The organism is Fluviirhizobium alvei, assembly GCF_030551875.1.
Taxonomy (GTDB): Bacteria; Pseudomonadota; Alphaproteobacteria; order Rhizobiales; family Rhizobiaceae; genus Rhizobium_E; species Rhizobium_E alvei.
On the sequence record NZ_JAUOZU010000005.1, the window covers coordinates 243592 to 270372 of the forward strand.

Here is a 26781-nt window from a genome sequence, read left to right on the forward strand (position 1 = left end):
TGGGCCAGGACAGCTTCGCCGCATCCTGGGCTTGCAAAACTGGAGGAAACGGGTTCAGTCTCGTTTTTTAAACGTTTGGCGGCTCGGACTTTATGGCGGACAGGATTGCGATCAGCGGTGCGGTGGCGGATTTTGCCGACGATATCGATCGTCTGAGCCAGGCGGCTCTGATGCCTGTTGCCGTTCGCCAGTTCGCCCGCGATTTCATCGATCATTTCGAGCATCGCCCCCTGCTCAATATCGTCATCAGCGACCGCGGTCGGGTGCTGATGTCGTGGATGGCGCTCTATTTCGATGCCTGCCATGATCCTGACGATCCCAATTCGGGCCTGACGGTCAACCGCTTCAAGGCAGCCTGCGCCGAAACCGGCCTTTGCAGCCCGGGACGGGCCGCGGCGATGATCGGCCTCATGCGGTTTGCCGGCCAGATCGAACCGGTGGCCGAAGTCCGGCGCGGCTACCCGTTGCGTCTTGTTCCCACGGCCAAGATGCGGGCCGCCTTCAACAGCCGCATGCGAAACGCCTTCCGCGCCATGGCTCTGGTGCTGCCGGAAGGCGAAGCCGGTCTCGCCAACATCGACAATCTCAGGTTCGAAAAAAGCTTCATCCGCATGGCTTGCGACGAATTCCTGCTGCGGGAAAGGGCAATCGACTATGCGCCCTCCATACCGCCGATCTATGAAAGCAAGGCAGGCGTTCTCATCGTTTTCAGCCTTCTCCTCTCGACCGACGATGACGGTCTGCCGCTCGACAAGCCGATGACGATTTCCATTTCGGCCCTGTCGCGTGCTTTTTCGGTGTCGCGTCCGAGGATCAAGGACCTGCTCCGGCGCCTCCTGTCCGAAGGGTTGCTGCTGCCCGGCAACAGCGAGACGAGTTTCTATCTATCCGAAACCCTGAGGCGCGACATCATGCGGCTGATCGCGGGCTACTGGATCGTGACCGCCTGTGGCATCCGCGCCGGGCTGGCGAGCCTGAAAGCGGAGCCGGTGGAACGGCATCATCAAACCGCCTGATAATTCGATCAGAAATGCGCGATTGTCATTGTGTCGCTGGCCGATTAGATCCTGTCATCGAACGGGATCCCATTCATGAATCGCGATGAAATTCTTTCCGGCATCCGCACGGCCCTGCCGATCCTGCTGGGTGCCCTGCCCTTCGGCGTTCTCTTCGGCGCCGTCGCAACCGGCATGGGCATATCGACCGGCGAAACGGTGCTGATGAGCATGACGATCTATGCCGGCGCCAGCCAATTGGTCGGCATCGAACTGTTCCAGCATCATGTTGCCCCCTGGCTGGTGGTGCTATCGGTCTTCGCCGTCAATTTTCGCCATGTGCTCTATTCGGCAGCGCTCGCCAACCATATCGACCATTTCTCTTTCGGTCAGAAGGTGATCGCCTTCTTTCTTCTGGTGGATCCGCAATTTGCCGAAAGCCTGAAGCGCGGCGAAAGCGGTATCAAGGTCACCTTCGTCTGGTACATGGCCTTTGGCCTCACCTTCTATATCTGCTGGAACTTTGCCGCCTTCCTTGGCGCGATCTTCGGCAAGTTCGTCGGCGATCCGAAGGCACTCGGCCTCGATGTGCTGCTGACCGTCTATTTCCTTGGCCTCGTGCTTGCCTTCCGCAAGAAGGATCACTGGTTGCCGACTGTCGCGGTCAGTTCGGCGGCAGCCATCGCTGCCTACCATTTCGTCGGCTCGCCATGGCATGTCTCAATCGGCGCGCTCGCGGGTATTGCTGTCGCCGCGCTTCTGCCGGTCAAGACGCGGGAGACTGTCTGATGGATCCGGTCCAGACGCTCACCATCCTGGCGGCAGCTCTTGCCACCTACGCGACGCGTGTGGGCGGCTATCTGCTGATCAAGTCGATGAAGACCATTCCGCCGCGCATGGAGGCCGCCCTGAACGCGGTTCCGGCCGCCGTGCTTGCCTCGCTTGTGGCCCCGAGCTTCGTCTATGGCGGGCTCGATGTGACGGTGACGCTGATCGTGGCCCTCATCATCGGCCTGCGCGCCCATTCGCTTGTCATGCTGGTGGCGAGCTGGGCCTTCGTCATCGCTTTCCGCCATTTCAGCGGGCTTTGACGCCGCATAGCTTCGACCCACTCAGGCAGGATCACCCTCCTCGCCACTATCCTTGACCTTGCGGAAGCGGGCTTCGAATTCGTGGCGAAGGGCACGCCGCTCCAGGGCCGCCTTCTCCCGCTGCCGCTTGATCGGCGTGTCGAGGGCAAGCTTGGGAACCGTTGTCGGCTTTCCCTCGGCATCGACGGCCACCATGGTGAAATAACAGGAATTGGTGTGGCGGCGGCTGCCGGTTCGGATATCCTCGGCTTCGACGCGAATGCCGATTTCCATTGAGGTGCGTCCGGCATAGTTCACCGAAGCGCGGAATGTCACCAGTTCTCCGACATGGATCGGCTGTCGAAACATGACCTGATCGACCGAAAGCGTCACCGCATATTGCTGCGAAAAGCGCGAGGCACAGGAATAGGCGACCCGATCGAGCAGGTTCAGCAGCGCGCCGCCATGCACTTTGCCGGAAAAATTGGCCATATCGGGAGTCATCAGCACGACCATCTCGATACGGCTGGGATCATGCGCTCGGTCCATGGCCTGCCCTTTCTGTAGCGGAAGCCCTGCTCTTAGCAAGACACGCTCTTGCGGGAAAGAGCAGGTGCAGCATTCCGCGCCGCAGTCAGGATGCAAACGGCTCGGTCGCGTCGATCAGCCAGCTTTTCACATCCTCGCCATCGATCAATGGCATGAGCTTGTCGCGGACCTGGACGTGATAATCGTTCAACCAGTCCCGTTCCTCGACGGTGAGTAGCTCGGCCACGATCAGTCGGCGATCAATCGGACAATAGGTCAGGGTCTTGAAGGCCAGCATTGGCCTGTCGCCGCCCGCAATCATCTCGGCATCGAGCACATAGACGAGGTTTTCGATGCGGATACCGAAGGAACCGGGCCGGTAATATCCTGGCTCGTTGGAGAGGATCATGCCCGGCAGCAATTCCTGCATGGCGGCCCGCGATATGCGCTGCGGCCCCTCATGCACCGACAGATAGGAGCCGACGCCATGGCCCGTCCCGTGGCCATAATCTGCCCCTGCCTTCCAGAGTGCAATCCGGGCGAGCGGATCGAGATCGACGCCACGCGTGCCCTTCGGAAACCGGGCCAGCGAGATGCCGATCATGCCCTTGAGAACAAGGGTAAAGAAGCGTTTCTGCTCTTCGGGTACCGAACCTATCGCCACCGTTCGTGTGATGTCGGTGGTGCCGTTGACATATTGCCCACCGGAATCGATGAGGAACAGTTCGCCTGCCTTCAGCATCCGGTCAGTCTTGTGGGTGACGCGATAATGGATGATTGCGCCATTCTCGCCCGCCCCGGCGATCGTGTCGAACGAGACATCGCGCAGCGGGTTCTGCATCCGCTCGCCGACGCGGGCACGGCTGGCTTCGAGTGCCTGGACGGCTCCGATCTCCGAGACCGTTCCCGGCTGCTGGCTATCGAGCCAGTACAGAAACTCGACCATCGCCGCCCCATCCTGCAGATGCGCCTGCTCCGTGCCGGCAAGCTCGACCACATTCTTGCAGGCGCGCGGCATCCGGGCCGGATCGTCCGCCTTCACCACCCGGCCACCGGCATTCTCGACCGTCTGGATGAGCGCATAGGGTGCGAGTTCCGGATCGAGCATCACCGCCATTCCGGCGGCGCCGAGATCTCCGAGCCGTTCGAGAAATTTCGCGGGCGGTTGCTGGATCGCCATCTGCGCAAGATAGGCGCGCGCCTCGATGCCGGTCTTTTCCGCATCGAGAAAGATCTCTGCGGTACCATCGCCGAAGACGATCGCTCGCGCCAGCGGATGCGGCGTATGCGGCACATCATCGCCGCGGATGTTAAAGGTCCAGGCGACGGAAGACGGATCTGTCAGCACCACGGCATCCGCACTCGATGCCAGGACACTTTCGGCCATGGTCCGGATCTTGTCGATCGCAAGCACACCGGCATGGTCATGGTGCTGGATCGCGACCGCACCCATCGGCGCTGCCGGTCGGCCGTCCCAGATCTCGTCGAGCGGATTGTCGATGAGGAAGATCAGCTCGCCGTCCTGCTCGGCAAGCGCCTTGCGAAACCGTTCGATTTCGGCGTTGGTGTGCAGCCAGGGATCGACACCGAGCCGAAGCCCGATCGGACCATGCTTTGCAATCCATTTGTGCGGCGGCTCACCGACCAGATCGCCGCCGATGAAGACATTGCCGTCGACCTGTTCCTTGAGCTGGGTCGTGTAACGTCCGTCGACGAAGACGATCGCCTGATCGGAGAGCACCAGCGCCACGCCGGCCGAACCGGTAAAGCCGGTCAGCCAGGCCAGCCGTTCGGCCGAGGCCGGAACATATTCGCCCTGAAACTCATCGGCACGCGGCACGAGAAAGCCGTCCACCCCATAGTCGGCCATCTTCTGGCGCAGCCGTGCGATACGTTCGGCACCGAATTGCGGTTCGGACGTGGTTTCGAAGGATTGGAACATGAAAGGACCCCGGCAACTGACGATTCGAAGCGACTGTAGCGGAATTCCGCACCCGAGGTGAACCCCGGCGAGGCACTGCTGTTTGTGCTTGCGGATCGAAGGAGAACGATCGAATTTTATGATTTGCGTTTACAGAATCGCCCGATTTGCCGGCGATGCTGCGGCAAGACATCAGGAGGACCGCATGAACAATCCCAAAACGGGTATCGGTGCCGACCTCGACGGCGCCCGGGCCTTTTCGCAATATAGCGAATGGAACATGCGGGTCGACTATACGCCGCTGGCGCGCAACTCGGACCGGATCATCAATGCCATCAATCCGGATGCCGGCCTGCATGCCGATTTCGGGTCCGGCAAATGGGAGGGAAAGCCGATCGGCATTCCCTATATCGTCGTGCCGGAAGGGCAGAAACTCGTACGGTTCGTGGAAACGCTCTGGCCGGAGGAAGGTGATGACGGTCCCTTCCCCATTCCGGACAATGCCCCCATCGAAGGTGGCAGTGACCATCATGTGATCATCGTCCAGCTCGACAGTTCGGCACCCAACGGCCTGGGCCGGCTCATTGAACTGTTTGATGCGCGTTTCAACGGCAAACGCTGGAGCGGCCAGGCGGCGGTGTTCGATCTGCAGGGAGGCGACCACCAACGCCCGGATGGCTGGACGTCGGCAGATGCCGCCGGTCTGCCGATCTTTCCGGGCCTGGCCCGCTATGACGAGGTGGCGCAGGCCGTCGCCGAAGGCGGCACGCTCGGCCATGCTCTGCGTTTCACGCTCAGCCAGGCCTTGACCGCCATGGAGGCTGTGGGGGCCGCCAGCCATTGGGCCGACAGTCTCGATGGACCCGCGCCCTTCGGTATGCGCGTTCGGCTGCGGTCGGATTTTCATATTCCGAACGATGTCACGCCCGAAGTGCGCGTCATCATCAATACGCTGAAACAATATGGCATGATCCTGGCCGACAACGGTTCGGACTGGTTCGTCTCCGGCACGCCCGACAAACATTGGGACAATGAGGCGCTGCATGCGCTTTCCATGATCAAGGGCGGCGATTTCCAAGTCGTCGACAATGACAAGATCGGCGTCGTTTATGTCGGCGGCAGTTCCGACGACAGGATCGAGGCGAATGATCGCCAGAACAGGATTTTCGGCTACGACGGAAACGATCGGCTGGCTGGACTGGGCGGTGATGACTTCCTCAAGGGCGGCGACGGAAATGACCACATCGCCGGCGGTCGTGGCGTCGACAGATTGTCCGGCGGTGTCGGCGCTGACACATTCGTTTTCGATACGATCAGCCACCGGCAACTGGATACGATCGCCGATTTCGGTGCCGGCGATGATCGGCTTGCCCTCGATCGCACCGTCTTCCTCGGCCTCGGTGGACAAGGCCATCTCGACGCCGATCGATTCCACAAGGGCTCACTTGCAACGGAGGCCGATGACCGGATTCTCTATGATCGATCGTCGGGGATTCTTCGCTACGATGCAGACGGCAAGGGTGGCGATACAGCCGAGGTCATCGCCAGACTGGATGGCCACCCCAATCTCACGGCAGCCGATATCTGGGTCGTATAACACTCTCAAAAAGCGTGAATTGCGACAAGGCCGCCCCTCCTGATTGCGAAACAATTGAAACATTATGCCTGAACGGACGAATTCTTTCTGAAACAATCCATCGCCATTTTGGGTGAGCGATAGTTGAGGAAAGGATAGAGGCATGCCCGTCGTTGAAATTGGTCAGAGCTCTTATACGGTGGAAGCGTTCAACGCGGACACCACCTATCACGTTGCCTCCAATATCAACAATCTGGTGAGCGGTATTGCTATCAACGGTTCGGGGAGTGCCGCAAACCGCATCTTCGATATTGAAGGCCATATCACCGGCACGTCTTACGCCATCAATCTCGGGAACTCGGTCGCCACGGGCAACACTGTTCTGGTTGGCACCACAGGCATGCTCGAGTCTTCAGCCGGAACATCCGTCCTTGTTACAGGCAGCGCCTCGAAAGTCGTCAATGATGGCGGCATCGTCGGTAGTGTCGGGGTCGCCATCATTGGCGATGACAATCGCGTTATCAACCGCAGCATTGTCGCCGGTGACAATACGGGCGTCTCGATGAATGGCGACGACAGCAAGTTGACCAACAGCGGAACGATCACCGGCACTGCTGCAGTCAAGTTTACCACGGATGAGAACGAGAATGCGCATCTCCTGAACACAGGCAAGGTGTATGGCGACATCTGGGCTGTTACAGGCAGCGCTGGCCGTGAGATCATCGACAACCGCGGCATCCTCGGCGGCATCGTGCAGCTCGAAGGCGGCAACGATGTCTTTCGCTGTCGCGGCAACGGCTATGTAAGCGATGAGGTGCGCGGAGGCCTTGGCGATGACAGATATGTCGTCAACCGCAACACCTATCACCTTGTCGAAAAGTCAGGGGAAGGCAACGACACGATCGTCAGCACGACCAACTATACGCTCGGGGACTATTTCGAACATCTGACACTCGCCGGCAAGGGCAATATCAGCGGCACCGGCAACGGCACGAGCAATCATCTCATCGGCAATGGTGGCAACAATGTCCTCAAGGGCATGGCGGGTCTTGATGAACTGTCCGGCAAGGCCGGTAAGGACATTCTCTGGGGCGGCGATGCTGCCGACACCTTCATCTTCAACCCGAATTCGGATCGCGAAGTGGTTGCCGATTTTACCGACGGCACGGACCGGGTGCGGTTCATGGCGGGCAAGGATGTGACGTCATCGATTGATCTGCTGGCGAACCATGCCACCGAGGTGAACGGCAATGTCGTCCTCGAGGCCAATGGCACGACGTTCGTCATCAAGAACATCGATCTCGATCATTTCACCATTTCGGATTTCATCTTCTGAACAGCCAGCCGATCCACGACAGAAAGCCCGCACGTCGGTGCGGGCTTCATAATTCCAGCCCTGTCCGATGGACCAGGCCAACCCGAAGCCGGGCCGCGCCCCTCACCCGCCGATAAATGCCAGCCACTCATCCTCGTCCATCACGGTGACGCCGAGTTCGCGCGCCTTGTCGAGCTTGGAGCCGGCTCCGGGACCAGCCACGACATAGTCCGTCTTCTTCGACACCGATCCCGCCACCTTGGCGCCGAGCCCTTCGGCGCGCGCCTTGGCCTCATCACGAGTGAACTTTTCCAGCGAACCCGTAAACACCACCGTCTTGCCGGCGACTGGACTGTCGGTGGCGATCTGCACTTCCATCGCCTGCGGGGTCACTTCGGCGAGAAGCCGCGTGATGACATCGAGATTACGCGGCTCCTTGTAGAATTCCACGATCGAGCGCGCCACGACCTCACCGATACCCTCGATGGCATTGAGCTCGTTCCAGGCCTCACCAGCCAGGGAAGCGGCCTCCTTCATGCCGTTTTCGAAGGATGCATAGGTCCCATAGGCGCGGGCCAAAAGCTTGGCGGTCGTTTCCCCGACATGGCGAATGCCGAGCGCATAAATGAAGCGGTTGAGCGCGATCGCGCGACGGGAATTGATCGCCGCATAGAGCTTGGTGACGGAGGTCCTGCCCCAGCCATCCCGGTTCTCGAGCTTGGCCAGCGCGTCAGCCTGTCGCCGTTCGAGCGTGAAGATATCGGGCGCAGTTCCGATCTTCACCGCAGGGTCGTCCGCAGTGAAGAAGAACTCGATCTGCTTGGCGCCTAGCCCCTCGATATCGTAGGCATCGCGCGAGACGAAATGGCGCAGATGTTCCATCGCCTGGGCAGAGCAGACGAAGCCGCCGGTGCAGCGCCGCACCGCATCCATCTTGCCGGTCTTCTCGTTGACTTCGCGGACCGCATGGCTGCCGCAAACCGGGCAGGTGCGGGGAAATTCGTAAGCGCTCGCCTCGGCCGGTCGTTTTTCCAGTACCACATCGACGATCTGCGGAATGACATCGCCGGCACGCTGGATGATCACCGTATCGCCGATGCGGATATCGCGACCCTCGCGGATCGCCTCACCGGCATTGCCGATACCGCGAATGTAATCCTCATTGTGCAGCGTCGCATTGGTCACCACCACACCACCGACCGTCACCGGCTCCAGCCGCGCCACCGGGGTGAGCGCGCCGGTGCGACCGACCTGGATGTCGATGGCGGTGAGTCGCGTAAACGCCTGTTCGGCCGGGAACTTGTGGGCTGTAGCCCAGCGCGGGCTGCGGGAGCGGAAGCCGAGACGCTGCTGCAGATCCAGCCGGTCGACCTTGTAGACGACGCCGTCGATATCGTAGTCGAGCGTCGAGCGCTTGAGGCCGATATCCTTGTAATGCGCCAGAAGCTCCTCGGTGGAGCTCAACCGCCGCATCAGCGGATTGACCGGAAAGCCCCAGGCGCGGAAGGCTTCCACCATGCCCATCTGGGTCTCGGCCGGCATCTCCGACATCTCGCCCCAGGCATAGGCAAAGAAGCGCAATTTGCGGTTCGCCGTCACCTTCGGGTCGAGCTGGCGCAAGGACCCCGCTGCCGTGTTGCGCGGATTGACATAGGTCGGCTTGCCTTCGGCAATCATCTGCGCATTGAGCGCCTCGAAATCGGCCTTCGCCATATAGACTTCGCCGCGCACCTCGACGATAGCCGGTACGCCTGCGGGCAGCACCTCAGGGATCTCGCTTATCGTGCGGATGTTGGCGGTGACATTTTCACCCACAGTCCCATCGCCGCGTGTCGCGGCCGTCACCAGGCGGCCATTCTCGTAACGCAGCGACATCGACAGACCATCGATCTTCGGCTCGGCGGTAAAGGCAATCGACTGGTCCGGAAGAATGCCGAGAAAGCGATAGATGGAGGCGACGAAATCCGTCACATCCTCATCGGAAAAGGTATTGTCGAGCGACAGCATCGGCCGCGCATGCGTCACCTGCTGGAAGCCGGAGGCCGGCGCAGCCCCGACCCGGCGCGAGGGGCTTTCCGCCAGAACGAGATCGGGAAAGGCGGCTTCGATCGCATCATTGCGCCGCTTCAGCGCATCATAATCGGCATCGGAAATTTCCGGCGCATCCTTGCCATGATAAAGAGCATCATGATGGGCAATCTCGCGTGCCAGCCTTTGCAGTTCCGCCCGTGCCTGATCGAGCGTCAGGTCCTCCACCGCAACGATTTCATCAGCCATGTTCATCTCCAGCAAGTCGAGAGCATTCCTTAGCCGAATTTGACGGAATGAAAAGGCCCCGTCCGCTCATCCCACCAGCGCCGAAAGGGCAATCTCTGCCTTGATCGGCAGATGGTCGGACGCCACCCGCGACAGCGGCGTATCATGGATGGTGAGCGACGAAATCAGGTCCTGCCGGTTGGCGAGAATCCGGTCGAGTGGCAGGACCGGCAGACGGGCCGGGAAGCTCGGCAACGGCGGCGGCAGCGGTCCGAAGACAGAGGATAGCCGCTGCAGCGACGAATTCTGCCCCATCCGCCATTCGTTGAAATCGCCCATCAAGAGGGTCGGCCGTTCACGCCGGCTCTTCATCATGTCGACGATCATGTCGGCCTGCTGATGCCGCGAGGATTTGAGGAGCCCGAGATGGGCGGCGATGACCCGCAGCGAGGCGCCGGCATCGAGATCGATCTCGACCACGGCTGCCCCGCGCGGCTCAAGTCCGGGCAGCGCGATCTGGTGCACATCACCGATCATGCCCTGCTTGAACAGCATGACGTTGCCGCGCCAGCCATGCGACTTTGCAAGCGTCGTCAATGGCACGCGACGCAGACCCGTCTCATGTTCGAGCAGCGGCAGGTCCATCAGCCCTGCCCGCTCGCCGAAACGTTTGTCGGCCTCCTGCAGCGCGATCACATCCGGATCGATCTCGCGGATCACCCTGAGGATCCGCTCGGGATCGAAGCGGCCGTCATTACCGACGCATTTGTGAACATTGTAGGAGGCGACCACAAGACTGCGGCTCGGATCGCGCTCGATGGCCCGGTGCTCGGTCGGCCGGTTCTTGCGGTTGCGGATGGATTCAACCACCGTTCTGGCCAGCGTGGGCTTTTTCGTTTTCTGGACCGTCATCGTTTCCGCAACATTTCCAATTCGCTTGCCCTACCATAGCCATCCGGCAAGACGCTTCCAAGTCTCCATTCCCGAACTGTGCTCAGAGATAGGGCGAGGCAAGCCAGAGAACCCGGTCGAACAACCGATAGAGGAAGGGTCTCGATCTGAGCGAGGCGAGCGTCACCAGTCTCGCCTCGGCATGGCTGCGCTCGATCCGGTCGCCGACCAGGCGGGCAAAATCGCGATCATAGATTTCGAGATCGATTTCGAAATTGAGCCTGAGCGAGCGCGAATCGAGATTGGACGAACCGATATAGGCCCACGCATCATCCACCACCAGCAGCTTGGAATGATCGAACGGACCCGTCGCCCGCCAGATCCGGCATCCGTCGCGGATGAGCGGTTCGAACTGGGCATTCATCGCATGGCTGACGAGTGCGAGATTGTTCTTCTCTGGCACGATGATATCGACCTCGACCCCACGACGCGCGGCGGTCGCAAGGGCACTCGCAAGATCGCTATCCGGCAGGAAATAGGGCGACATGATGCGGATTGACCGTTCGGCCACCGAAAAGGCGCCCATCATGATCTTCTGATTGGTCTCGAGATGCCGGTCGGGGCCGGAGACGACCGCCCGCAAGAGCAAACCTTCGCCCGGCTCGGCATGATCGACCGTCAGGCGCCATTCCGGCCCTTCAAACCCCTGCCCGGTTTCATAGGCCCAGTCATCGGCGGCAACGGCAAAGAGATCGGCGACCACCGGACCCCTGACCCGGAAATGGGTGTCGCGTGCTGCCTTGGGCCCGGTGAAACCTGCGCGGATGTTCATGCCGCCGACGAAGGCGACATGGCCATCGACGACGAGGATCTTGCGGTGCGTCCGGAGGTTCGAATAGGGAAGCCTGAGACCGAAGATGACCTTGCCGTTGAAGGCATCGACCTCGACGCCGCCATCCTTCAGATAGCCGAGAATGGAAGGCGTCGAGTAACGCGCGCCGACGGCATCGACGAGTACCCGTACCGCGACGCCGCGTTTGCGGGCGGCGATCAGGCAATCGGCAACCCTGAGGCCGATCGGATCGCGGTCGAAAATGTAGGTCTCGAGAAGGATCCCGTGTTTGGCCGCTGCGATTTCCGCGCACATGGCATCATAGGTGGCATCGCCACTCTCGAACATGACGATCTGGTTTCCCGATGTCACCGGATGGTGGGACACCTTGTCGCCAACCGTCTTCAACGCTTTGAGGCGGCCTTCGGTCTTTTCGGTAAAGACCTCTGCATCGACCGCATATTGTGACAGGACCCGCTCGAGCGCCTTGTAGCGCGCAGAACGGCGGGCGATCTTCGTTTCCCGCCACATGCGATTGACGCCGGCGATAGCATAGATGAGCGCGCCGACGATGGGCGACAGCATGATCACGCCCACCCAGCCCGCCGCAGAGCGCACGTTGCGCTTGGTCATGGTGGCATGGATGGCCGCCACCGTTCCCAGAACGAGGGAGATGGCAGTGAGGAAATGGGGCCAATAGGTGGAAAGGAAATCGCTCATGAAACCCAGGCGGCAAGACTGGCTTCAATATAGAGTTCTAAAGCCACAAATAAAGGGCAGCGAGGAGGTTAATGGTCGCCTTTCAGGAGCTTGGCCGCAGCCGCCCGCGCCTCTTCCGTGATTGAGGCACCGGCCAGCATGCGGGCGATCTCCTCGCGCCGCTCCTCATCCGTCATGGTCGCGACCCGGGTTGCGATCCGGTTGTCGCTATCGCTCACCGGTCCCTTGGCGATCAGGAGATGGGTCGAGGCGCGCGCGGCGACCTGCGGCGCATGCGTGACGGAAAGCACCTGTACCCGTGAAGACAGACGCTTCAGCCGCTGGCCGATCGCATCGGCAACCGCTCCGCCCACGCCCGTATCGATTTCATCGAAGACCAGAGTCGGCGCCGAACCGCGATCAGCAAGCGCCACCTTGAGCGCGAGAAGAAAGCGCGAAAGCTCACCGCCCGAAGCGACCTTCATGATCGGACCGCCACGGGTTCCGGGATTGGTCTGGACATGGAAGGAAACGAGATCGATGCCGGCTGCACCCGCATTGTCCTCGTCGGTCGAGATTTCGGTCATGAAGCGGGCGCGTTCGAGCTTGAGGGCGGGCAACTCCGCCATTACCGCTTCGGAGAGTGCGCCACCCGCATTGTTGCGCTTTGTCGACAGCGACCGGGCTGCCTCGAAATAGGCTTCGCGCGAACGGCGCTCGCGCTCTTCCAGCGATTTGAGGATTTCCGCTCCGTGATCGAGTGCCGCAAGATCGGCAATCATGCGGGCGGCAAGCGCCGGCAGGTCCGACACCGGAACCGAGAATTTTCGGGCCGCCGCCCGAAGGCCGAACAGCCGTTCCTCGACCCGCTCCAGTTCCTTGGGGTCGAATTCCGTCCGGCGCAGCGCCTGCTCGACCAGGTTCTGCGCATCGGAAAGATGATTGAGCGCCGCATCGAGTGCTACAACCGTCTCCTCGAGCAGACCCGGCGCTTCTGCGGCCTTGCGTTCAAGCCGGCGCACCAGCGAGGCAATGTGCGGCACCGGCGAAGCGGTACCGTTGAGATAATCGGACGCTTCGGAAATGTCGCCGGCGATCCGTTCGGACTTCATCATCCGCGAACGCCGTTCGGCCAGATCCTCCTCCTCGCCATCGATCGGCGCGAGCTTTTCCAGTTCCTCGACGGAAGCGCGGAGATAGTCCGCTTCGCGCGCCGCGGCATCGACCCTGGCCCGATGGCTCTTCAGCTCGCGCCCATTGTCTTTCCAGTCCTTGTAGAGGCGACCAAGCGCGTCGGCTTCCTCGCTGAGGCCGGCAAAGGCATCGAGCAGCATCCGGTGCGCTTCAGGATCGACAAGCGCCCGGTCATCATGCTGGCCGTGAATTTCCACCAGCATCGCGCCCGCCTGGCGCATCAGTTGCACGCTGACCGGCTGGTCGCAGATAAAGGCACGCGTCCGCCCGTCGGCAGACTGGACGCGGCGGAAAATGATGTCGCCATCGTCATCAATGCCGTTTTCGCGCAAGAGCGCCCGGAGCGGGTGATCCATGCCGATATCGAAGACGGCCGTCACCTGCCCCTTGTCCTCGCCATGACGGACGAGGCCGCCATCGCCGCGGCCACCGAGCGCCAGCGATAGAGAATCAAGCAGAATCGATTTGCCGGCACCGGTCTCGCCGGTCAACACGGAGAGGCCCGGCTCGAACGTCAGGTCAAGCCGGTCGATCAGGACGATATCGCGGATCGACAGCTGTGCGAGCATTCTGCGACCGAAGCGTCAGGTTCCGAGGACGATTTTCTTGGCGGCGCGCGAAATCCAGGAATTGGAATTTTCACGCGGTTCGAGACCATTGCTCTTAAGGAGCTTCACGCTATCCGCATACCATTCGCTGTCGGGATAGTTATGACCGAGAACCGCGGCTGCCGTCTGGGCTTCATCCACCAGGCCAAGTGCGAAATAGGTTTCGCAGAGACGGGCCAGCGCCTCTTCCACCTGGTTGGTGTTGGGGAAGGATTCGACGACGTTGCGATAGCGGGCGATCGAGGCCAGATATTCGCGGCGCTCCTGATAGTAGCGGCCGATCTGCATTTCCTTGCCGGCCAGCTGGTCACGCGCATAGCGGATCTTCGACTGGGCGTCGTCGACATATTCCGATTCAGGATAGTTTTCGACCACCTTCATCATCGCTTCGATGGTCTTGGCGGCGGTGCGCTGGTCCTGCGTGACGACCGGAATCTGCTTGGAATAGGCGAGACCGATCAGATACTGCACATAGGCCGCATCCTTCGTCTGCGGATAAAGGCCCATATAGCGCTCACCGGATGTGATCGCAGCCGTATAGTCGCCCTGTCGGTACTTGATGAAGGTGCTCATCACCAGCGCCTTGCGGGCATATTCGGAGAAAGGATGCTGCTTGTCGATCGCATCGAACTTGCGGCCGGCTTCGGTCGCCTTGCCAGCCTGCAGGTTCGCAAGGCCTTCATTGTAAAGCTGCTCGGGCGGATCAGTGGTCACCGCAAGCTTCGTGATGTCGTAGTCCGGATCGGTAGTGCAGCCTGCGACAACGGCGCTGCTTCCTAAAACAAGCGCCAGAAACACGTTGCGCACGGATACTGTCATAATATCTCTTCCTGCATTTCCCCAAGGGGGTGGATTGGACGTCAGCATCTACCAACCGCCCCTCTCGACTAGTGCGTTACTAGCCACAAAACCACCACGACCGCAACGTCATGAAAGGCAATTCATGCAATTTTGTGGCAAAGGCGCGTTCATCCACGCCTTTGCATCCGCAGGAATGAGACGATTGATCGCTCAAGCCGTCCAGGGGGCGTATTCCTGCGCCGAAACCGTCGTCATTTCCGGCAGTGCAACGCGCGAGCGCGAGCCGTTGGTTTCAACGATCTCATAGGCCGACCGGTCCGACAACAGCGCCTTCAGCGCCAGGGCATTGACCTTGTGGCCACCGCGATAGGAGCGATAAAGACCGAGGAACGGAGCACCTGCAAGCGCGAGATCGCCCACGGCATCGAGCGTCTTGTGACGTACGAACTCGTCCGGATAACGCAGGCCTTCCATGTTGATGACACGGTTGTCATCACCGATGACCACCGAATTCTCTAGCGATGAGCCGAGCGCCAGGCCAGCCGCCCACAGCCGTTCGACATCGCGCATGAAGCCGAATGTGCGCGCGCGCGACAGTTCGTTGCGGAACGAAGTCGGCGTCAGATCGCCCTTCCAGGACTGGCGACCAATGGCCGGAGAATCAAAATCGATCTCGACTTCGAACCGTGTGCCGTCATAGGGCGAGAACTCGGCCCAGGAGGTGCCCTGCTCGATCCGAACGGTCTTGCAAACCCGGATATAGCGACGCTTGACGCCGAGCGAACGGATGCCGGCCTGCTCGATTGCTTCGACGAACTCGCGCGAACTGCCATCCATGACCGGCATTTCGGCGCCATCCACCTCGATGACCGCATTGTCGATACCGAGCGCATAGAGCGCCGCCATCACATGCTCGACCGTTGCGATCGAACGCGCCGGCGAGAAGCCGAGAACGGTGCAGAGATCCGTGCTCCCGACCGAGGCCGAAACGGCCTTCAGGTCGGTGACGTCACCATTGGGGCTGATCCGCTGGAACAGGATGCCTGTTCCGGCATCGGCGGGGTTGAATGTTGCTGTCACGGCCACGCCAGAATGGACGCCGATGCCCTGAATCGAAAACGGGTTCGCGAACGTTGTTTCGAAACCCAGAAGTCCTAATGCCATGTAACCCCGCTTTTCCCGGCTGCGTATAACGCTGCCAGCCCGGTCTCACCGGTCGTCTGTCATCTTGTTGTCACCACGCCAAGCGTGGGCCCATGCAAGGGATTTGCCCCTGAGGGATGTGCGCTAAAAATAGAGACGCCTCTTCGGCAAACCAAATCAATGTTTCTTTCGAATTGTAACGAAGCTGGCCATCAGGAATTTGCCATCCCGAAACGCGATCGGGCCCGGCGATGGCCGGGCCCGATCAAGCTTTATTTGCGTGAGGTCAGTTGCTCTGGCGACGCAGGAAAGCCGGAATGTCGAACTCGTCGTCATGCGACTTCTGCTGTGCCGGAACCTGACGACCCTGGTCGTCGAGATTGCCGCGGCGCGGCGCATAAAGGCTGGCTTCAGGCGACAGCGGCCGGCGCTGCTGGGAAGCGGCAGCCGGAGCACCGGCCGTCATGTCGGACGGTGCGGCTTCGTCTTCCTTGCGACCAAGCGACGAAGTGAGTCGCTTGAGCAGGCCCATCGGGCCGCGCTCTTCGGCGTGGCTTGCGGTCTGCGGCGACGAGCGGTGCTCGATTTCTGCCTTCACCACCGGCGGAAAGTCTTCGACCTTCGGCATCCGGGTCGTTTCGGCTTCCATGCGAACCTGCGCCATCAGCGAGGGTTCGACCCGGACCGGCTGCACCGGCTGGGCCGGAGCAACGTCGGCAACGGTCGCCACGGGGGCAACTTCCGGAACAGGCTGGCGAATCGGAGCTGCAACCGGAGCCTGACGCGGGGCGGCTTCAGCGACCGGCGCGGTAAAAAGCTTGGAAGCCGGACGGAATTCCGGAGCCTGCGACTGTGCCAGATCGGCCATCATCGGCCGGGCAACGGCGATTTCGAGTTCGCGTTCCATTTCCAGTTCGGCAGCGCGAATCGTTTCGGCGACAGGATCGACCGATGCGACCGGCTCGACGACCGGGGCCTGCTCACGCATCACCGGAGCCGGTGCTGCGGCCGGCATCGGTATGGAAACCGGAGCCGGAGCGGGTGCTGCTGCAGAAATCGATGCCGCGGGACGAGATACCGGCCGCGAAACCGGTTTCAATTCAAAAGGGCGGGCGTCCCCCGCACTTGCGCTCCGATCGATGCCGGTTGCGACCACAGAGACGCGGATGATGCCTTCCAGCTCTTCGTCGAAGGTCGCGCCGAGGATGATGTTCGCATCCGGATCGACTTCCTCGCGAATGCGGGTAGCGGCTTCGTCGACTTCGAACAGGGTCATGTCGCGACCGCCGGTGATCGAGATCAGCAGGCCCTGGGCGCCCTTCATCGAGGTTTCGTCGAGAAGCGGGTTGGCGATTGCGGCTTCGGCAGCAGCAAGAGCGCGGCCCTCGCCCGAAGATTCGCCGGTGCCCATCATCGCACGACCCATTTCACGCATGATCGAGCGGACGTCGGCGAAATCGAGGTTGATGAGACCTTCCTTCACCATCAGGTCGGTGATGCAGGCAACACCGGAATAGAGGACCTGGTCGGCCATTGCGAAAGCATCGGCGAAGGTCGTCTTGTCGTTGGCAATCCGGAAGAGGTTCTGGTTGGGGATGACGATCAGCGTATCGACGGACTTCTGCAGTTCGAGAATACCCTGTTCGGCAAGCCGCATGCGGCGCTGGCCTTCGAAATGGAACGGCTTGGTCACGACGCCGACCGTCAGGATGCCCTTGGAACGGGCGGCCTGGGCGACGACGGGAGCCGCACCGGTGCCGGTGCCGCCGCCCATGCCAGCGGTGACGAAGCACATATGGGTGCCGGTCAGGTGATCGACGATCTCGTCGAGGCACTCTTCGGCGGCCGCACGACCGACTTCCGGCTGCGAACCGGCGCCGAGACCTTCGGTAACCTGTACGCCCATCTGGATGATCCGTTCGGCCTTGGTCATGGCCAGAGCCTGGGCATCCGTATTGGCAACGACGAAATCAACGCCCTGCAAGCCGGCGTTGATCATGTTGTTGACGGCATTGCCGCCGCCGCCGCCGACACCGAACACGGTGATACGGGGCTTAAGCTCGGTGATATCCGGCTTCTGCAATTTGATGGTCATGGTACCCGTCCTTCCTCTAGTCTGGCCGGATTGCCATCCCGGCCTGATTCCTGAAACTTTAGAAACTGCCTTTGAGCCACTGGCTCATCCGGGCGATCCGTCCTGTGCCGCCAGCAAGCTGGGCCAGCACGCCGCGATCCTCGGCATGGATTTCGATGTCCGCGAACTGCGGATAGATGAGCAGACCGACCGCAGTCGAAAAAGCCGGCCCCTTGGCCGCCTGCGGCAGACCCTTGACACCCATCGGACGGCCGACACGCACATTGCGGGCGAAGATCTGCCGCGCAAGATCGGGCAGGCCCGTCAACTGGCTGGCGCCACCCGTCAGAACCACGCGCTTGCCGACGATCGGCGAAAAGCCGGAACTGCGGATGCGATCGCGGATGAGTTCGAGCGTTTCCTCGACACGGGCGCGCACGATCTTGGAGATCAGAGCCCGCGGCACCTGCATCGGCGGCTCGTGATCGCCTTCCGAGATCGGCGGCACCGAGACCAGTTCGCGGTCGTCGGTGGAATTCGAATAGGCCGAGCCATGCACGACCTTGATCCGCTCGGCTTCCTCGATGCGGGTCGACAGGCCTCGAGCGAGGTCCGTCGTCACATGGTGACCGCCAAGCCCGATCGCATCGGCATGCACGAGCTTGCCTTCGGCAAAGACCGAGATCGTGGTTGTGCCGCCACCCATGTCGATGGCGGCGCAACCGAGTTCCAGTTCATCATCAACGAGTGCGGCAAGACCGGATGCATAGGGCGTCGCCACCATGCCTTCGACGGAAAGATGGGCGCGGTTGACGCAGAGTTCGATATTCTTGACGGCGAGCCTTTCGGCGGTCAGCACATGCATGTCGACGCCGAGAGCTTCGCCGAACATGCCGAGCGGATCGGAAATTCCACGTTCGCCATCGAGCGAGAAGCCGGTCGGCAGCGAATGCAATACCGCCCGTTCATTGCGCTGGCTCTGATGGCAGGCCGCAACCAGCACACGCTTGACGTCTTCCTCGTCGACTTCCTGGCCGCCCAGATCGATCGTCGCGGTATAGATGTCGCTCTGCAGGCGTCCGGCCGAAACATTGACGATCAGACTGTCGACCGTCAGCTTCGCCTGGCGCTCTGCCGCGTCGACTGCATTGCGGATGACGCCTTCGAGCGCATCGAGATCGGAGATCACACCCGACTTGATGCCGCGCGATTTCTGATGGCCGATGCCGATGATCTCGATCTTGTGCGTACGGCCCGGCAGCACTTCCGACGCTTCGCGCGGCGTCAGCTTGGCGATCATGCAGACAACCTTGGTCGAGCCGATATCGAGCACCGAAACGACATGAGACCGCTTTGAGGCGAGTGGCTTCAGACGGGGCGTTGAGGATGACGTGGGACGGAACAGACTCATAACTCGATCCCCGCTTTCTTGAACGCCTTGGCACGAGCCTCCACAGCCTGCTTGCGGCGGGCTGCAGCCTCCGGCGTCAACTGGATCGTGGTGCGATCGTTGAGCCTGAAATCGACAGCAGCGATATCGCGCTCGAGCAACTGATGATCGCCTTCAAGAGACGCGAGCATTTCCATGGCACGATCGACACCATGCTCCGGCAGCTTCACCATCACGCCATTGTCGAGCAGAAGATCCCAGCGACGACCGGCAACCCGCATATAGGCCTTTACCCGCGACTTGACGGCGGGCCAGCGATCGAAATCGGCAACCACATCGGCGGCACCCGTCTTGGCATCACGACCGACAAACAGCGGCAAGGAGGCAAACTTGTTGTCGCGAAGCGGCGCGATCACGCTGCCATCCTGTTCGATCAGGGACAGTTCCTCGCCATGCTGCCAGATGCCGAAAGCCTTGCGCTCGGTCAGCTTGATCTCGACCGTATCGGGATAGACCTTACGCACCTCGGCATCCTGCACCCAAGGCAGGCCGCGCAACGACGTGCGGGTGGCAGCCACATCGAGCGCCATCAGCGACGTCGTGCCGTCAAGCCCGAGCCGTTCGAGAATGTCGATTTCCGACGTCTCGTTGTTGCCCGACACCTTGACATTGTTGATCGCAAAACCGGCTGCCGACGTGACGGACTGGGAAACCGTCGACGTATCGCCGTTGAGCGCGAAGGCATAAAGGCCGGTAGCGGCATAGAAAGCCAGCACGGAGACGGTGCCAAGATGGCGCGGAATATCGACACGACCGGAACCCAGGCTCCCGAGAAAGCGTACGACGCGGCGAAGCGGCTTCGGCAGCACCAGGCCGCCACCGCTGCCGGCGGCATCGTCAAGGCTATAGCGCTCGTCTTTGTTCGACCTCTTCAACGCAAGCACGAAGCGTCCTCCACCATCCACCGCAGGAACTCACCGAAGGAATGGCCGGCATGAGCGGCCATTTCGGGCACTAGCGAGGTGGGCGTCATGCCGGGCTGGGTATTGATTTCCAGCCAGATCAATTCGCCATCTTCAGACTGACGATCGTCATATCGGAAGTCGGAGCGACTAACTCCGCGGCACCCCATGGCTTCGTGCGCCTTGAGTGCCAGCATTTGTACTTTTTGGTAAATTTTTGGTGAAATTGGCGCCGGCAGAACGTGACTTGAGCCACCTGCGGCGTATTTTGCCTCGAAATCATAAAAACCGTGGCCTTGCGGCACCACTTCCGTCACCCCGAGGGGCTTATCACCCATCACGCCACAGGTCAGCTCGCGACCATAGATGTAGCGCTCGACCATGACGGTATCGCCGTAGCGCCAGTCGCCCGACGAAATCACCTGCGGCGGATGCGACTGATCTTCCTTGACGATCACGACGCCGAAGCTTGAGCCTTCGCGCACCGGCTTGACCACATAGGGTGGCGCCATCGGATGTTCGGAAACGATATCGAAGCGGTTCATAACTTTCGCTTCGGCGACCGGCACCCCCTGGGCAGCGGCAACGCATTTGGCCCGCTCCTTGTCCATCGCAAGGGCGGAAGCCAAGACACCGGAATGGGTGTAGGGAATCTGGAGATATTCGAGAACACCCTGAATGGTTCCGTCCTCTCCAAACGGTCCATGCAGCGCATTGAAGGCAACGTCAGGCTTCAGGCCGGAAAGGACATCCGCAACATCATGACCGACATCGATGCGGCTGACGCGGAATCCTTCCTTTTCAAGCGCATCCGCACAGGCATTCCCGGAGGAAAGGCTCACCGGCCGCTCCGAAGAAAACCCGCCCATCAAGACTGCGACGTGCTTTGCGCCCATCGAAATTCCCCAATACTCCAACAAATCGTAACGGATGGCGCTTGCTCGGGACTTTCGTAATGTTTCGAAACATCCGCACCGCGCTCCGTGGGAAATCACTAAAACCGATTAAGGTTAACGAACCGTTTACCTGTGTTAACCTTGCGCGGGGATTTCGCAGAAAATTCGTCGGGCCTCGGAATGACGATTTCGTCAACGGGTCAGGATTGATCGAGAAGTCCTGAGGCAGCTTCCGCCACCAGTTCGCCCAGCGCCTCGAATTCCCGGCGTTTGGCGGATGCGCTCGACCGCCAGACCAGCCCGATCCGCCGCGAAGGCTGCGGCTCGGCAAAGGGAACGATGCGCATGCGGTTGCGCGTTCGTTCATCCCGGACAGCGATTTCCGGAATGAGCGTTATGCCCATGCCATGGCTGACCATCTGAAGCAGCGTCGCCATCGAGGTGGCCCCATAGTTGGCGACCCTGCGCCCCGCAGCCGTTCCGCACACGGCCAGCGCCTGATCGCGCAGGCAATGGCCCTCCTGCAACAGGAGCAACCGTTCGACATCGACCCGGTCCTGCGTCATCGGCGACAGAAGGATCGTGCTTTCGTCTTCCGCGCTCGCGATGAGGAAACGGTCCTCGAAGAGCGGCGTCGAATCGAAATCCTGCGCCTCGATGGGCAAGGCCACGATCGCACAATCAAGTTTGCCGTGGCGCAGCTCATCCAGGCAATCATCGGTCAGGAGTTCCTTGAGCTCCAGGTTGAGATCCGGATAGCGGCTCCGGACTTCAGGAATCAGGACCGGGACGAGATAGGGCGCAACGGTGGGAATGATGCCAAGCCGCAACCGGCCCTTGAGCGGTCCCCGCCCCGCTTTCAGCTTGGCCTGCAGCCGGTCGACACGCTGCAGGATGTCGCGAATGTCGGGCAGGAGTTCCTCGCCCTCGCGAGTCAGGAACATGCCGCTTCGGTTACGCTCGACCAGCCGCGCATCCAGAAGCCGCTCCATTTCCGCAATCTGGGCCGACAGGGCCGGCTGGCTGACATTGACGAGCTTGGCCGCCTTTCCGAAATGCCCGGTGCTGGCCAGCGCATCGAAATAGCGCATTTGACGAATGGAAATCATGATAAGACTTTCCTATCATAAAATCCAATAAATACAATTGGAATTTATCAAAACTAGGGTCGATAGTAGCGCCACTTCGTTCCAAGAAACGCAGACAGGAGGAAATCATGGACGCCAAAGCAGACAATTCCGGCAAATGTCCCGTCATGCACGGTGGCAACACCGAGGTGGGCAGCACCGTCATGGCCTGGTGGCCGAATGCACTCAATCTGGACATTCTGCACCAGCACGACACCAAGACAAACCCGCTCGGCAAGGACTTCGATTATCGCAAGGCCGTAAAATCGCTCGATGTCGCAGCCCTCAAGGCCGATATGAAGGCCTTGCTCAAGGACAGTCAGGTCTGGTGGCCCGCCGACTGGGGTCACTATGGCGGCCTGATGATCCGTCTTGCCTGGCACTCGGCAGGCTCCTACCGTCTGGCGGATGGTCGCGGCGGCGCCGGCACGGGCAACATCCGGTTTGCCCCGCTCAACTCCTGGCCGGACAATGCCAGCCTCGACAAGGCCCGTCGCCTTCTCTGGCCGCTCAAGAAAAAATACGGCAACAAGATCTCCTGGGCCGACCTCATCATCCTGGCCGGCACGATGGCTTACGAGGATATGGGCCTGAAGACCTTCGGCTTCTCCTTCGGCCGCTCAGACATCTGGGGTCCGGAAAAGGACGTCTATTGGGGTGCGGAAAAGGAATGGCTGGCGCCGTCCGACAACCGTTATGACGATGTCACCAAGCCCGACACGATGGAAAACCCGCTTGCCGCCGTGCAGATGGGCCTCATCTACGTCAACCCGGAAGGGGTGAACGGCAGGCCCGACCCGCTCGCCACCGCCGCCCAGGTGCGCGAGACCTTCGCCCGCATGGCGATGAATGACGAGGAGACGGCTGCCCTGACCGCCGGCGGCCACACGGTCGGCAAGGCCCATGGCAACGGCGATGCAAAGGCGCTCAGCGCCGAACCGGAAGCCGGAGCAATTGAAAACCAGGGTTTCGGCTGGATGAACCCGAACCAGAACGGCAAGGCCAGCCAGGCCGTGACCTCGGGCATCGAAGGCGCCTGGACCGCCAACCCGACCGTCTTCGACATGGGCTATTTCGAGATGCTGTTCGGCTATGAATGGGAACTCACCCGTAGCCCGGCCGGTGCCCAGCAATGGCAGCCGATCGGCATCACCGAAGAACACATGCCGGTTGACGCCTCCGATCCGTCGATCCGTCGGATGCCGTTGATGACCGACGCCGACATGGCCATGAAGGTCGATCCGACCTACCGCGCCATCTGCGAGCGTTTCATGGCAGACCCGCAGTATTTCAAGGATACGTTTGCGCGCGCCTGGTTCAAGCTGACCCACCGCGACATGGGACCGAAGGTGCGCTATATCGGCCCGGATGCTCCGACCGAAGATCTGATCTGGCAGGATCCGATCCCGGCCGGCCCGACCAACTACGATGTCGGTGCCATCAAGTCGAAGATTGCCGCCTCGGGTCTCTCGGTTTCCGAGCTGGTCGCGACCGCCTGGGATAGCGCCCGCACCTATCGCCAGTCCGACATGCGCGGCGGTGCCAACGGTGCCCGCATCCGGCTTGCGCCGCAGAAGGATTGGGAAGGCAATGAGCCCGCCCGTCTGGTGAAGGTGCTCTCCGTTCTCGAGCCGATCGCAGCGGAATTCGGCGCCAGCGTCGCCGATGTGATCGTACTTGCCGGCAATGTCGGTATCGAACGGGCTGCCAAGGCCGCAGGCTACAATGTCGAAGTGCCGTTCGCGGCAGGCCGTGGCGATGCGACGGCTGAACAGACCGATGCCGAAAGCTTTGCGCCGCTCGAGCCGCTCGCAGACGGTTTCCGCAACTGGGCCAAGAAGGACTATGTCGTCAGCCCAGAGGAAATGCTGCTCGATCGTGCACAGCTCATGGGTCTGACCGGTCCGGAAATGACCGTTCTGCTCGGCGGCATGCGCGTTCTCGGAACAAACCATGGCGGCACCAAGCACGGTGTCTTCACGGCCCGCGAAGGACATCTGACCAACGACTTCTTCGTCACGCTCACGGACATGAGCTACAGCTGGAAGCCGACGGGCAAGAACAGCTACGACATCTGCGATCGCGCGACCGGGGCAACCCGTTACACCGCGACCCGCGCAGATCTCGTCTTCGGCTCGAACTCCATCCTGCGCGCCTATGCGGAAGTCTATGCCCAGGACGACAATGCAGAGAAGTTCGTGCACGACTTCGTTGCAACCTGGACCAAGGTCATGAACGCGGACCGCTTCGATCTCGCCTGATCGATCGCTGGTCCGACGGTGAAACGCCCGCGGAGCGATCCGCGGGCGTTTCCTTTACATGGAGTGCCCACCCGATCCGAATGCCATCCAGAGCGCCATGGCGATCATCATCAGGTTTTCAAGAAGCGAGACGAAGCCGAGCGGAACATTGGTTCCACCGCCGACGCAGGCACATTTGAGGCTTCTGCGATCGATATAGACCGCCTTGAACACCGAGACCGCCCCGATGCCGCCGATGAAAAGCGACACCGGCACCGAGAGCCAGACCAGTTTTCCCGAAATCATCAGCAGTCCGGCCAACCCTTCGGCGAACGGATAGATGTAGCCGTAGCGAACCCAGCGCCGCGCAAGGAGGTCGTAGTTGAGGAACATCGTCGCAAACGAATCGATGTTCTGCAGTTTCAGGATCGCAAGAACCACCATCGAAAAGGCGATGAACCATTCAAAGCTCTGTAACGGCAGCACGGTTCCAAAAGCCGAAACGCTGGCGGCGACTGCCATCAGCGCCGTCATGGAAAAGACCGCGATCACCGGCCGATAGCTGGTGGCGCCGGGTTCGGCGACCGAAAGCCCGAAGAAGCGGCGCAAGTCATCATAGCCGCCAATGCGGCGACCATCGATGAAGACCTGCGGCGTCGTCTTCACCCCCTGTTCGACTTTGAAGGCATCGGTCTCGGCCCGACTGGTCAGATGCCGGTCGTCGACGTCAAATCCCTTGCGTTTTAGGAGATCCAGCGCTTTGAGTCCGTAGGGGCAGAGATGCTGATCCTGGACCATTCGATAGAGCGTAGCCTGTCTAGCCATGATTTTTCCCTTGTTGGCGAAACGGATACACCCCATATAGCTTCCGTACCATGGTACGGAGTCAAGCGATGATTTTGACAATTGCAAAACTGGCCGCTGCAGGCGGCGTTGGCGTCGAGACGATCCGCTATTATCAGCGGCGCGGATTGCTGGTTGAACCCGACCGTCCGGCAGGCGATGGTCCTGCGGGCGGAATTCGCCGTTATGGCAAAGAGGATCTCCGGCGCCTGCGCTTCATTCGGGCGGCCCAGACTGCCGGCTTTTCGCTTGAGGAAATTGCCGAACTGCTCGCGCTGGATTCAGGCCAGGATCACCATCGTGCGCGCGAATTGGCCCAGACGCGCTTGCAGGCGCTCGAAGAGAAGATCGCCGATCTCGAGCGCGCGCGCTCTTCCTTGCAGCGGCTTTCCCAGGCTTGCAGGGAGAATGCCGGCGGCCCCTGCCCGATCATCGAGGCTTTCGAACATCCGATCGCGGACTGATCAGGCCGACCGTTGTTCGGTTGGCAGGTTTGCGAGATATTCGCCCAGTCCCGGCCCGGACAATTCATCGGCTTCGACAATCCGGTTTCGCCCGGCCGCCTTGGCGATATAGAGCGCCCGGTCGGCGCTGTTAAGGAGCACAGAATAGGCCAAGGTTCCATTCGCCTCGGCAACACCGCCGGAAATCGTGACGACAAATGAAAGATCATCGCGCTCGAAAAGCCGGTTCGCCAGCCCGGCGCGGAAGAGATCGACCTGTTCCAACGCTGCTGCGCGCGGCATGTCGCAAATCACCACACCGAATTCTTCACCACCAAGTCGCGCCACATAACCCGTTGCTGAAAAATGCTCCTCGAGCAGACGGGCGACATCGACCAGAACCCAGTCGCCAACCGGATGGCCGAAGCGGTCATTGATCGACTTGAACCGATCGATGTCGAAGAGAACAAGCAGATAAGGCGTTTTGGTCTGCTCGATCTTCTCCACAAAAGCGCGGCGATTGAGCAAACCGGTCAAGGGATCGATGCGGCTCAGCCGTTCAAACGAATCCCTCGAGAGAGCAAGCGAATGAATGGCCTGCCCCATCATGGCGAAAGCCAGAAAGGAGATCGGACCCGACACAAGAAGCGTTACGAACGCATCGGCAACCGGACTGCTCGGCACTGGCACCTTGATGATGCCTGCTGGTGCCAAAACGAAATAGATGAAGTGGTTGAGCCCGACCGCAGCGAAACTCGTGATCGCCCCGCGCGACAGCGCGAACAAAAGAACATCGCCGCGCTGTTGAAAACGACCGGTCTCGATCTTGCGTTCAATCCATGACTTCAGAATGTTCATCACTGGCGCTACCGTTTCCGCTCACGCCAATTCATAAAACATAATGTGCTAACAAGCCGTTTCACGCAGGGATTGAAGACTCAAAAGAGCCTTCATCCTGCCAGAAAAACAGGCTCAAC

22 protein-coding genes are annotated in these 26781 nt (G+C 60.7%); 7 read left to right on the forward strand and 15 right to left on the reverse strand.

All coding sequences use genetic code 11. From position 1 onward, the window contains the following. The first annotated feature begins 92 nt into the window (after nucleotides 1–92). The 3 genes from Q4481_RS05950 (at nucleotide 93) to Q4481_RS05960 (ending at nucleotide 2086) form a co-directional block, all read left to right on the forward strand. Nucleotides 93–1016 carry a hypothetical protein gene (locus Q4481_RS05950; protein WP_304375397.1) on the forward strand — a complete coding sequence of 308 codons (924 nt, stop codon included), beginning with the start codon at nucleotides 93–95 and terminating at the stop codon, nucleotides 1014–1016. 75 nt (nucleotides 1017–1091) lie between these two features. Beyond that, on the forward strand, nucleotides 1092–1784 hold the full coding sequence (locus tag Q4481_RS05955; RefSeq protein WP_304375398.1) for an AzlC family ABC transporter permease: 693 nt from the start codon (nucleotides 1092–1094) through the stop codon (nucleotides 1782–1784). Further along, a complete protein-coding gene (locus Q4481_RS05960) occupies nucleotides 1784–2086 on the forward strand; it encodes an AzlD family protein (protein WP_304375399.1) in 303 nt (100 codons plus the stop codon). The genes Q4481_RS05955 and Q4481_RS05960 overlap by 1 nt, the downstream gene beginning before the upstream one ends. Before the next feature lie 21 nt (nucleotides 2087–2107). On the opposite strand, the gene Q4481_RS05965 is transcribed toward Q4481_RS05960, so the two are convergent. Both Q4481_RS05965 and Q4481_RS05970 read right to left on the reverse strand, forming a co-directional pair. Further along, complete coding sequence (locus Q4481_RS05965; RefSeq protein ID WP_304375400.1) at nucleotides 2108–2614, reverse strand: acyl-CoA thioesterase; 507 nt, start codon at nucleotides 2612–2614, stop codon at nucleotides 2108–2110. Nucleotides 2615–2699: 85 nt separating this feature from the next. Further along, entirely contained in the window at nucleotides 2700–4535 is a 1836-nt protein-coding gene (locus Q4481_RS05970) for an aminopeptidase P family protein (RefSeq protein ID WP_304375401.1), read from the reverse strand. A gap of 184 nt (nucleotides 4536–4719) precedes the next feature. On the opposite strand from Q4481_RS05970, the gene Q4481_RS05975 reads away from it, so the two are divergent. Further along, entirely contained in the window at nucleotides 4720–6111 is a 1392-nt protein-coding gene (locus tag Q4481_RS05975; protein ID WP_304375402.1) for a calcium-binding protein, read from the forward strand. Between the two features lie 142 nt (nucleotides 6112–6253). Continuing rightward, a complete protein-coding gene (locus tag Q4481_RS05980) occupies nucleotides 6254–7426 on the forward strand; it encodes a calcium-binding protein (protein ID WP_304375403.1) in 1173 nt (390 codons plus the stop codon). 102 nt (nucleotides 7427–7528) lie between these two features. Here Q4481_RS05980 and ligA read toward each other — a convergent pair whose 3' ends face one another. The 11 genes from ligA to Q4481_RS06035 form a co-directional block, all read right to left on the reverse strand. Beyond that, nucleotides 7529–9682 carry an NAD-dependent DNA ligase LigA gene (ligA, locus tag Q4481_RS05985; RefSeq protein ID WP_304375404.1) on the reverse strand — a complete coding sequence of 718 codons (2154 nt, stop codon included), beginning with the start codon at nucleotides 9680–9682 and terminating at the stop codon, nucleotides 7529–7531. Between the two features lie 66 nt (nucleotides 9683–9748). After that, on the reverse strand, nucleotides 9749–10573 hold the full coding sequence (locus tag Q4481_RS05990) for an endonuclease/exonuclease/phosphatase family protein (RefSeq protein WP_304375405.1): 825 nt from the start codon (nucleotides 10571–10573) through the stop codon (nucleotides 9749–9751). 82 nt (nucleotides 10574–10655) lie between these two features. After that, entirely contained in the window at nucleotides 10656–12104 is a 1449-nt protein-coding gene (cls, locus tag Q4481_RS05995) for a cardiolipin synthase (RefSeq protein WP_304375406.1), read from the reverse strand. A gap of 68 nt (nucleotides 12105–12172) precedes the next feature. Next, nucleotides 12173–13846 carry a DNA repair protein RecN gene (gene recN, locus Q4481_RS06000; protein WP_304375407.1) on the reverse strand — a complete coding sequence of 558 codons (1674 nt, stop codon included), beginning with the start codon at nucleotides 13844–13846 and terminating at the stop codon, nucleotides 12173–12175. A 15-nt stretch (nucleotides 13847–13861) separates the two neighbouring features. Next, entirely contained in the window at nucleotides 13862–14704 is an 843-nt protein-coding gene (locus Q4481_RS06005) for an outer membrane protein assembly factor BamD (RefSeq protein WP_304375408.1), read from the reverse strand. Nucleotides 14705–14896: 192 nt separating this feature from the next. Further along, a complete protein-coding gene (gene lpxC, locus Q4481_RS06010; protein ID WP_304375409.1) occupies nucleotides 14897–15850 on the reverse strand; it encodes a UDP-3-O-acyl-N-acetylglucosamine deacetylase in 954 nt (317 codons plus the stop codon). A gap of 265 nt (nucleotides 15851–16115) precedes the next feature. After that, the gene (gene ftsZ, locus Q4481_RS06015) at nucleotides 16116–17924 is read right to left on the reverse strand and encodes a cell division protein FtsZ (RefSeq protein WP_304375410.1); all 1809 of its coding nucleotides are present in this window, start codon (nucleotides 17922–17924) and stop codon (nucleotides 16116–16118) included. Between the two features lie 58 nt (nucleotides 17925–17982). Next, entirely contained in the window at nucleotides 17983–19314 is a 1332-nt protein-coding gene (gene ftsA / locus Q4481_RS06020; RefSeq protein WP_304375411.1) for a cell division protein FtsA, read from the reverse strand. After that, the gene (locus Q4481_RS06025) at nucleotides 19311–20258 is read right to left on the reverse strand and encodes a cell division protein FtsQ/DivIB (RefSeq protein ID WP_377352997.1); all 948 of its coding nucleotides are present in this window, start codon (nucleotides 20256–20258) and stop codon (nucleotides 19311–19313) included. The genes ftsA and Q4481_RS06025 overlap by 4 nt, the downstream gene beginning before the upstream one ends. Beyond that, nucleotides 20225–21151 carry a D-alanine--D-alanine ligase gene (locus tag Q4481_RS06030; protein WP_304375499.1) on the reverse strand — a complete coding sequence of 309 codons (927 nt, stop codon included), beginning with the start codon at nucleotides 21149–21151 and terminating at the stop codon, nucleotides 20225–20227. The genes Q4481_RS06025 and Q4481_RS06030 overlap by 34 nt, the downstream gene beginning before the upstream one ends. A gap of 200 nt (nucleotides 21152–21351) precedes the next feature. Further along, entirely contained in the window at nucleotides 21352–22260 is a 909-nt protein-coding gene (locus Q4481_RS06035) for a hydrogen peroxide-inducible genes activator (RefSeq protein WP_304375413.1), read from the reverse strand. Between the two features lie 107 nt (nucleotides 22261–22367). Between Q4481_RS06035 and katG the strand changes: the two genes are divergently transcribed. Then, entirely contained in the window at nucleotides 22368–24539 is a 2172-nt protein-coding gene (katG, locus tag Q4481_RS06040; protein WP_304375414.1) for a catalase/peroxidase HPI, read from the forward strand. Between the two features lie 54 nt (nucleotides 24540–24593). Here the strand turns inward: katG and Q4481_RS06045 are convergent, their stop codons facing one another. Further along, nucleotides 24594–25343 carry a MauE/DoxX family redox-associated membrane protein gene (locus Q4481_RS06045; RefSeq protein WP_304375415.1) on the reverse strand — a complete coding sequence of 250 codons (750 nt, stop codon included), beginning with the start codon at nucleotides 25341–25343 and terminating at the stop codon, nucleotides 24594–24596. A gap of 50 nt (nucleotides 25344–25393) precedes the next feature. On the opposite strand from Q4481_RS06045, the gene Q4481_RS06050 reads away from it, so the two are divergent. Then, nucleotides 25394–25825: a MerR family transcriptional regulator gene (locus Q4481_RS06050; protein ID WP_304375416.1), complete on the forward strand. Its 432-nt coding sequence runs from the start codon at nucleotides 25394–25396 to the stop codon at nucleotides 25823–25825. Here the strand turns inward: Q4481_RS06050 and Q4481_RS06055 are convergent, their stop codons facing one another. Further along, nucleotides 25826–26662 (reverse strand): GGDEF domain-containing protein, encoded by an 837-nt coding sequence (locus Q4481_RS06055; protein WP_304375417.1) that lies wholly within the window; start codon nucleotides 26660–26662, stop codon nucleotides 25826–25828. It abuts the gene before it with no gap. Nucleotides 26663–26781: the final 119 nt, after the last annotated feature.

Excerpts from the sequence above, each read along its gene's own strand:
- Q4481_RS05950 (WP_304375397.1), top strand. The coding sequence starts at position 93 with ATGGCGGACAGGATTGCGATCAGCGGTGCGGTGGCGGATTTTGCCGAC.
- Q4481_RS05955 (WP_304375398.1), top strand. The coding sequence starts at position 1,092 with ATGAATCGCGATGAAATTCTTTCCGGCATCCGCACGGCCCTGCCGATC.
- Q4481_RS05960 (WP_304375399.1), top strand. The coding sequence starts at position 1,784 with ATGGATCCGGTCCAGACGCTCACCATCCTGGCGGCAGCTCTTGCCACC.
- Q4481_RS05965 (WP_304375400.1), bottom strand. The coding sequence starts at position 2,614 with ATGGACCGAGCGCATGATCCCAGCCGTATCGAGATGGTCGTGCTGATG.
- Q4481_RS05970 (WP_304375401.1), bottom strand. The coding sequence starts at position 4,535 with ATGTTCCAATCCTTCGAAACCACGTCCGAACCGCAATTCGGTGCCGAA.
- Q4481_RS05975 (WP_304375402.1), top strand. The coding sequence starts at position 4,720 with ATGAACAATCCCAAAACGGGTATCGGTGCCGACCTCGACGGCGCCCGG.
- Q4481_RS05980 (WP_304375403.1), top strand. The coding sequence starts at position 6,254 with ATGCCCGTCGTTGAAATTGGTCAGAGCTCTTATACGGTGGAAGCGTTC.
- ligA (WP_304375404.1), bottom strand. The coding sequence starts at position 9,682 with ATGGCTGATGAAATCGTTGCGGTGGAGGACCTGACGCTCGATCAGGCA.
- Q4481_RS05990 (WP_304375405.1), bottom strand. The coding sequence starts at position 10,573 with ATGACGGTCCAGAAAACGAAAAAGCCCACGCTGGCCAGAACGGTGGTT.
- cls (WP_304375406.1), bottom strand. The coding sequence starts at position 12,104 with ATGAGCGATTTCCTTTCCACCTATTGGCCCCATTTCCTCACTGCCATC.
- recN (WP_304375407.1), bottom strand. The coding sequence starts at position 13,846 with ATGCTCGCACAGCTGTCGATCCGCGATATCGTCCTGATCGACCGGCTT.
- Q4481_RS06005 (WP_304375408.1), bottom strand. The coding sequence starts at position 14,704 with ATGACAGTATCCGTGCGCAACGTGTTTCTGGCGCTTGTTTTAGGAAGC.
- lpxC (WP_304375409.1), bottom strand. The coding sequence starts at position 15,850 with ATGGCATTAGGACTTCTGGGTTTCGAAACAACGTTCGCGAACCCGTTT.
- ftsZ (WP_304375410.1), bottom strand. The coding sequence starts at position 17,924 with ATGACCATCAAATTGCAGAAGCCGGATATCACCGAGCTTAAGCCCCGT.
- ftsA (WP_304375411.1), bottom strand. The coding sequence starts at position 19,314 with ATGAGTCTGTTCCGTCCCACGTCATCCTCAACGCCCCGTCTGAAGCCA.
- Q4481_RS06030 (WP_304375499.1), bottom strand. The coding sequence starts at position 21,151 with ATGGGCGCAAAGCACGTCGCAGTCTTGATGGGCGGGTTTTCTTCGGAG.
- Q4481_RS06035 (WP_304375413.1), bottom strand. The coding sequence starts at position 22,260 with ATGATTTCCATTCGTCAAATGCGCTATTTCGATGCGCTGGCCAGCACC.
- katG (WP_304375414.1), top strand. The coding sequence starts at position 22,368 with ATGGACGCCAAAGCAGACAATTCCGGCAAATGTCCCGTCATGCACGGT.
- Q4481_RS06045 (WP_304375415.1), bottom strand. The coding sequence starts at position 25,343 with ATGGCTAGACAGGCTACGCTCTATCGAATGGTCCAGGATCAGCATCTC.
- Q4481_RS06050 (WP_304375416.1), top strand. The coding sequence starts at position 25,394 with ATGGTACGGAGTCAAGCGATGATTTTGACAATTGCAAAACTGGCCGCT.
- Q4481_RS06055 (WP_304375417.1), bottom strand. The coding sequence starts at position 26,662 with ATGAACATTCTGAAGTCATGGATTGAACGCAAGATCGAGACCGGTCGT.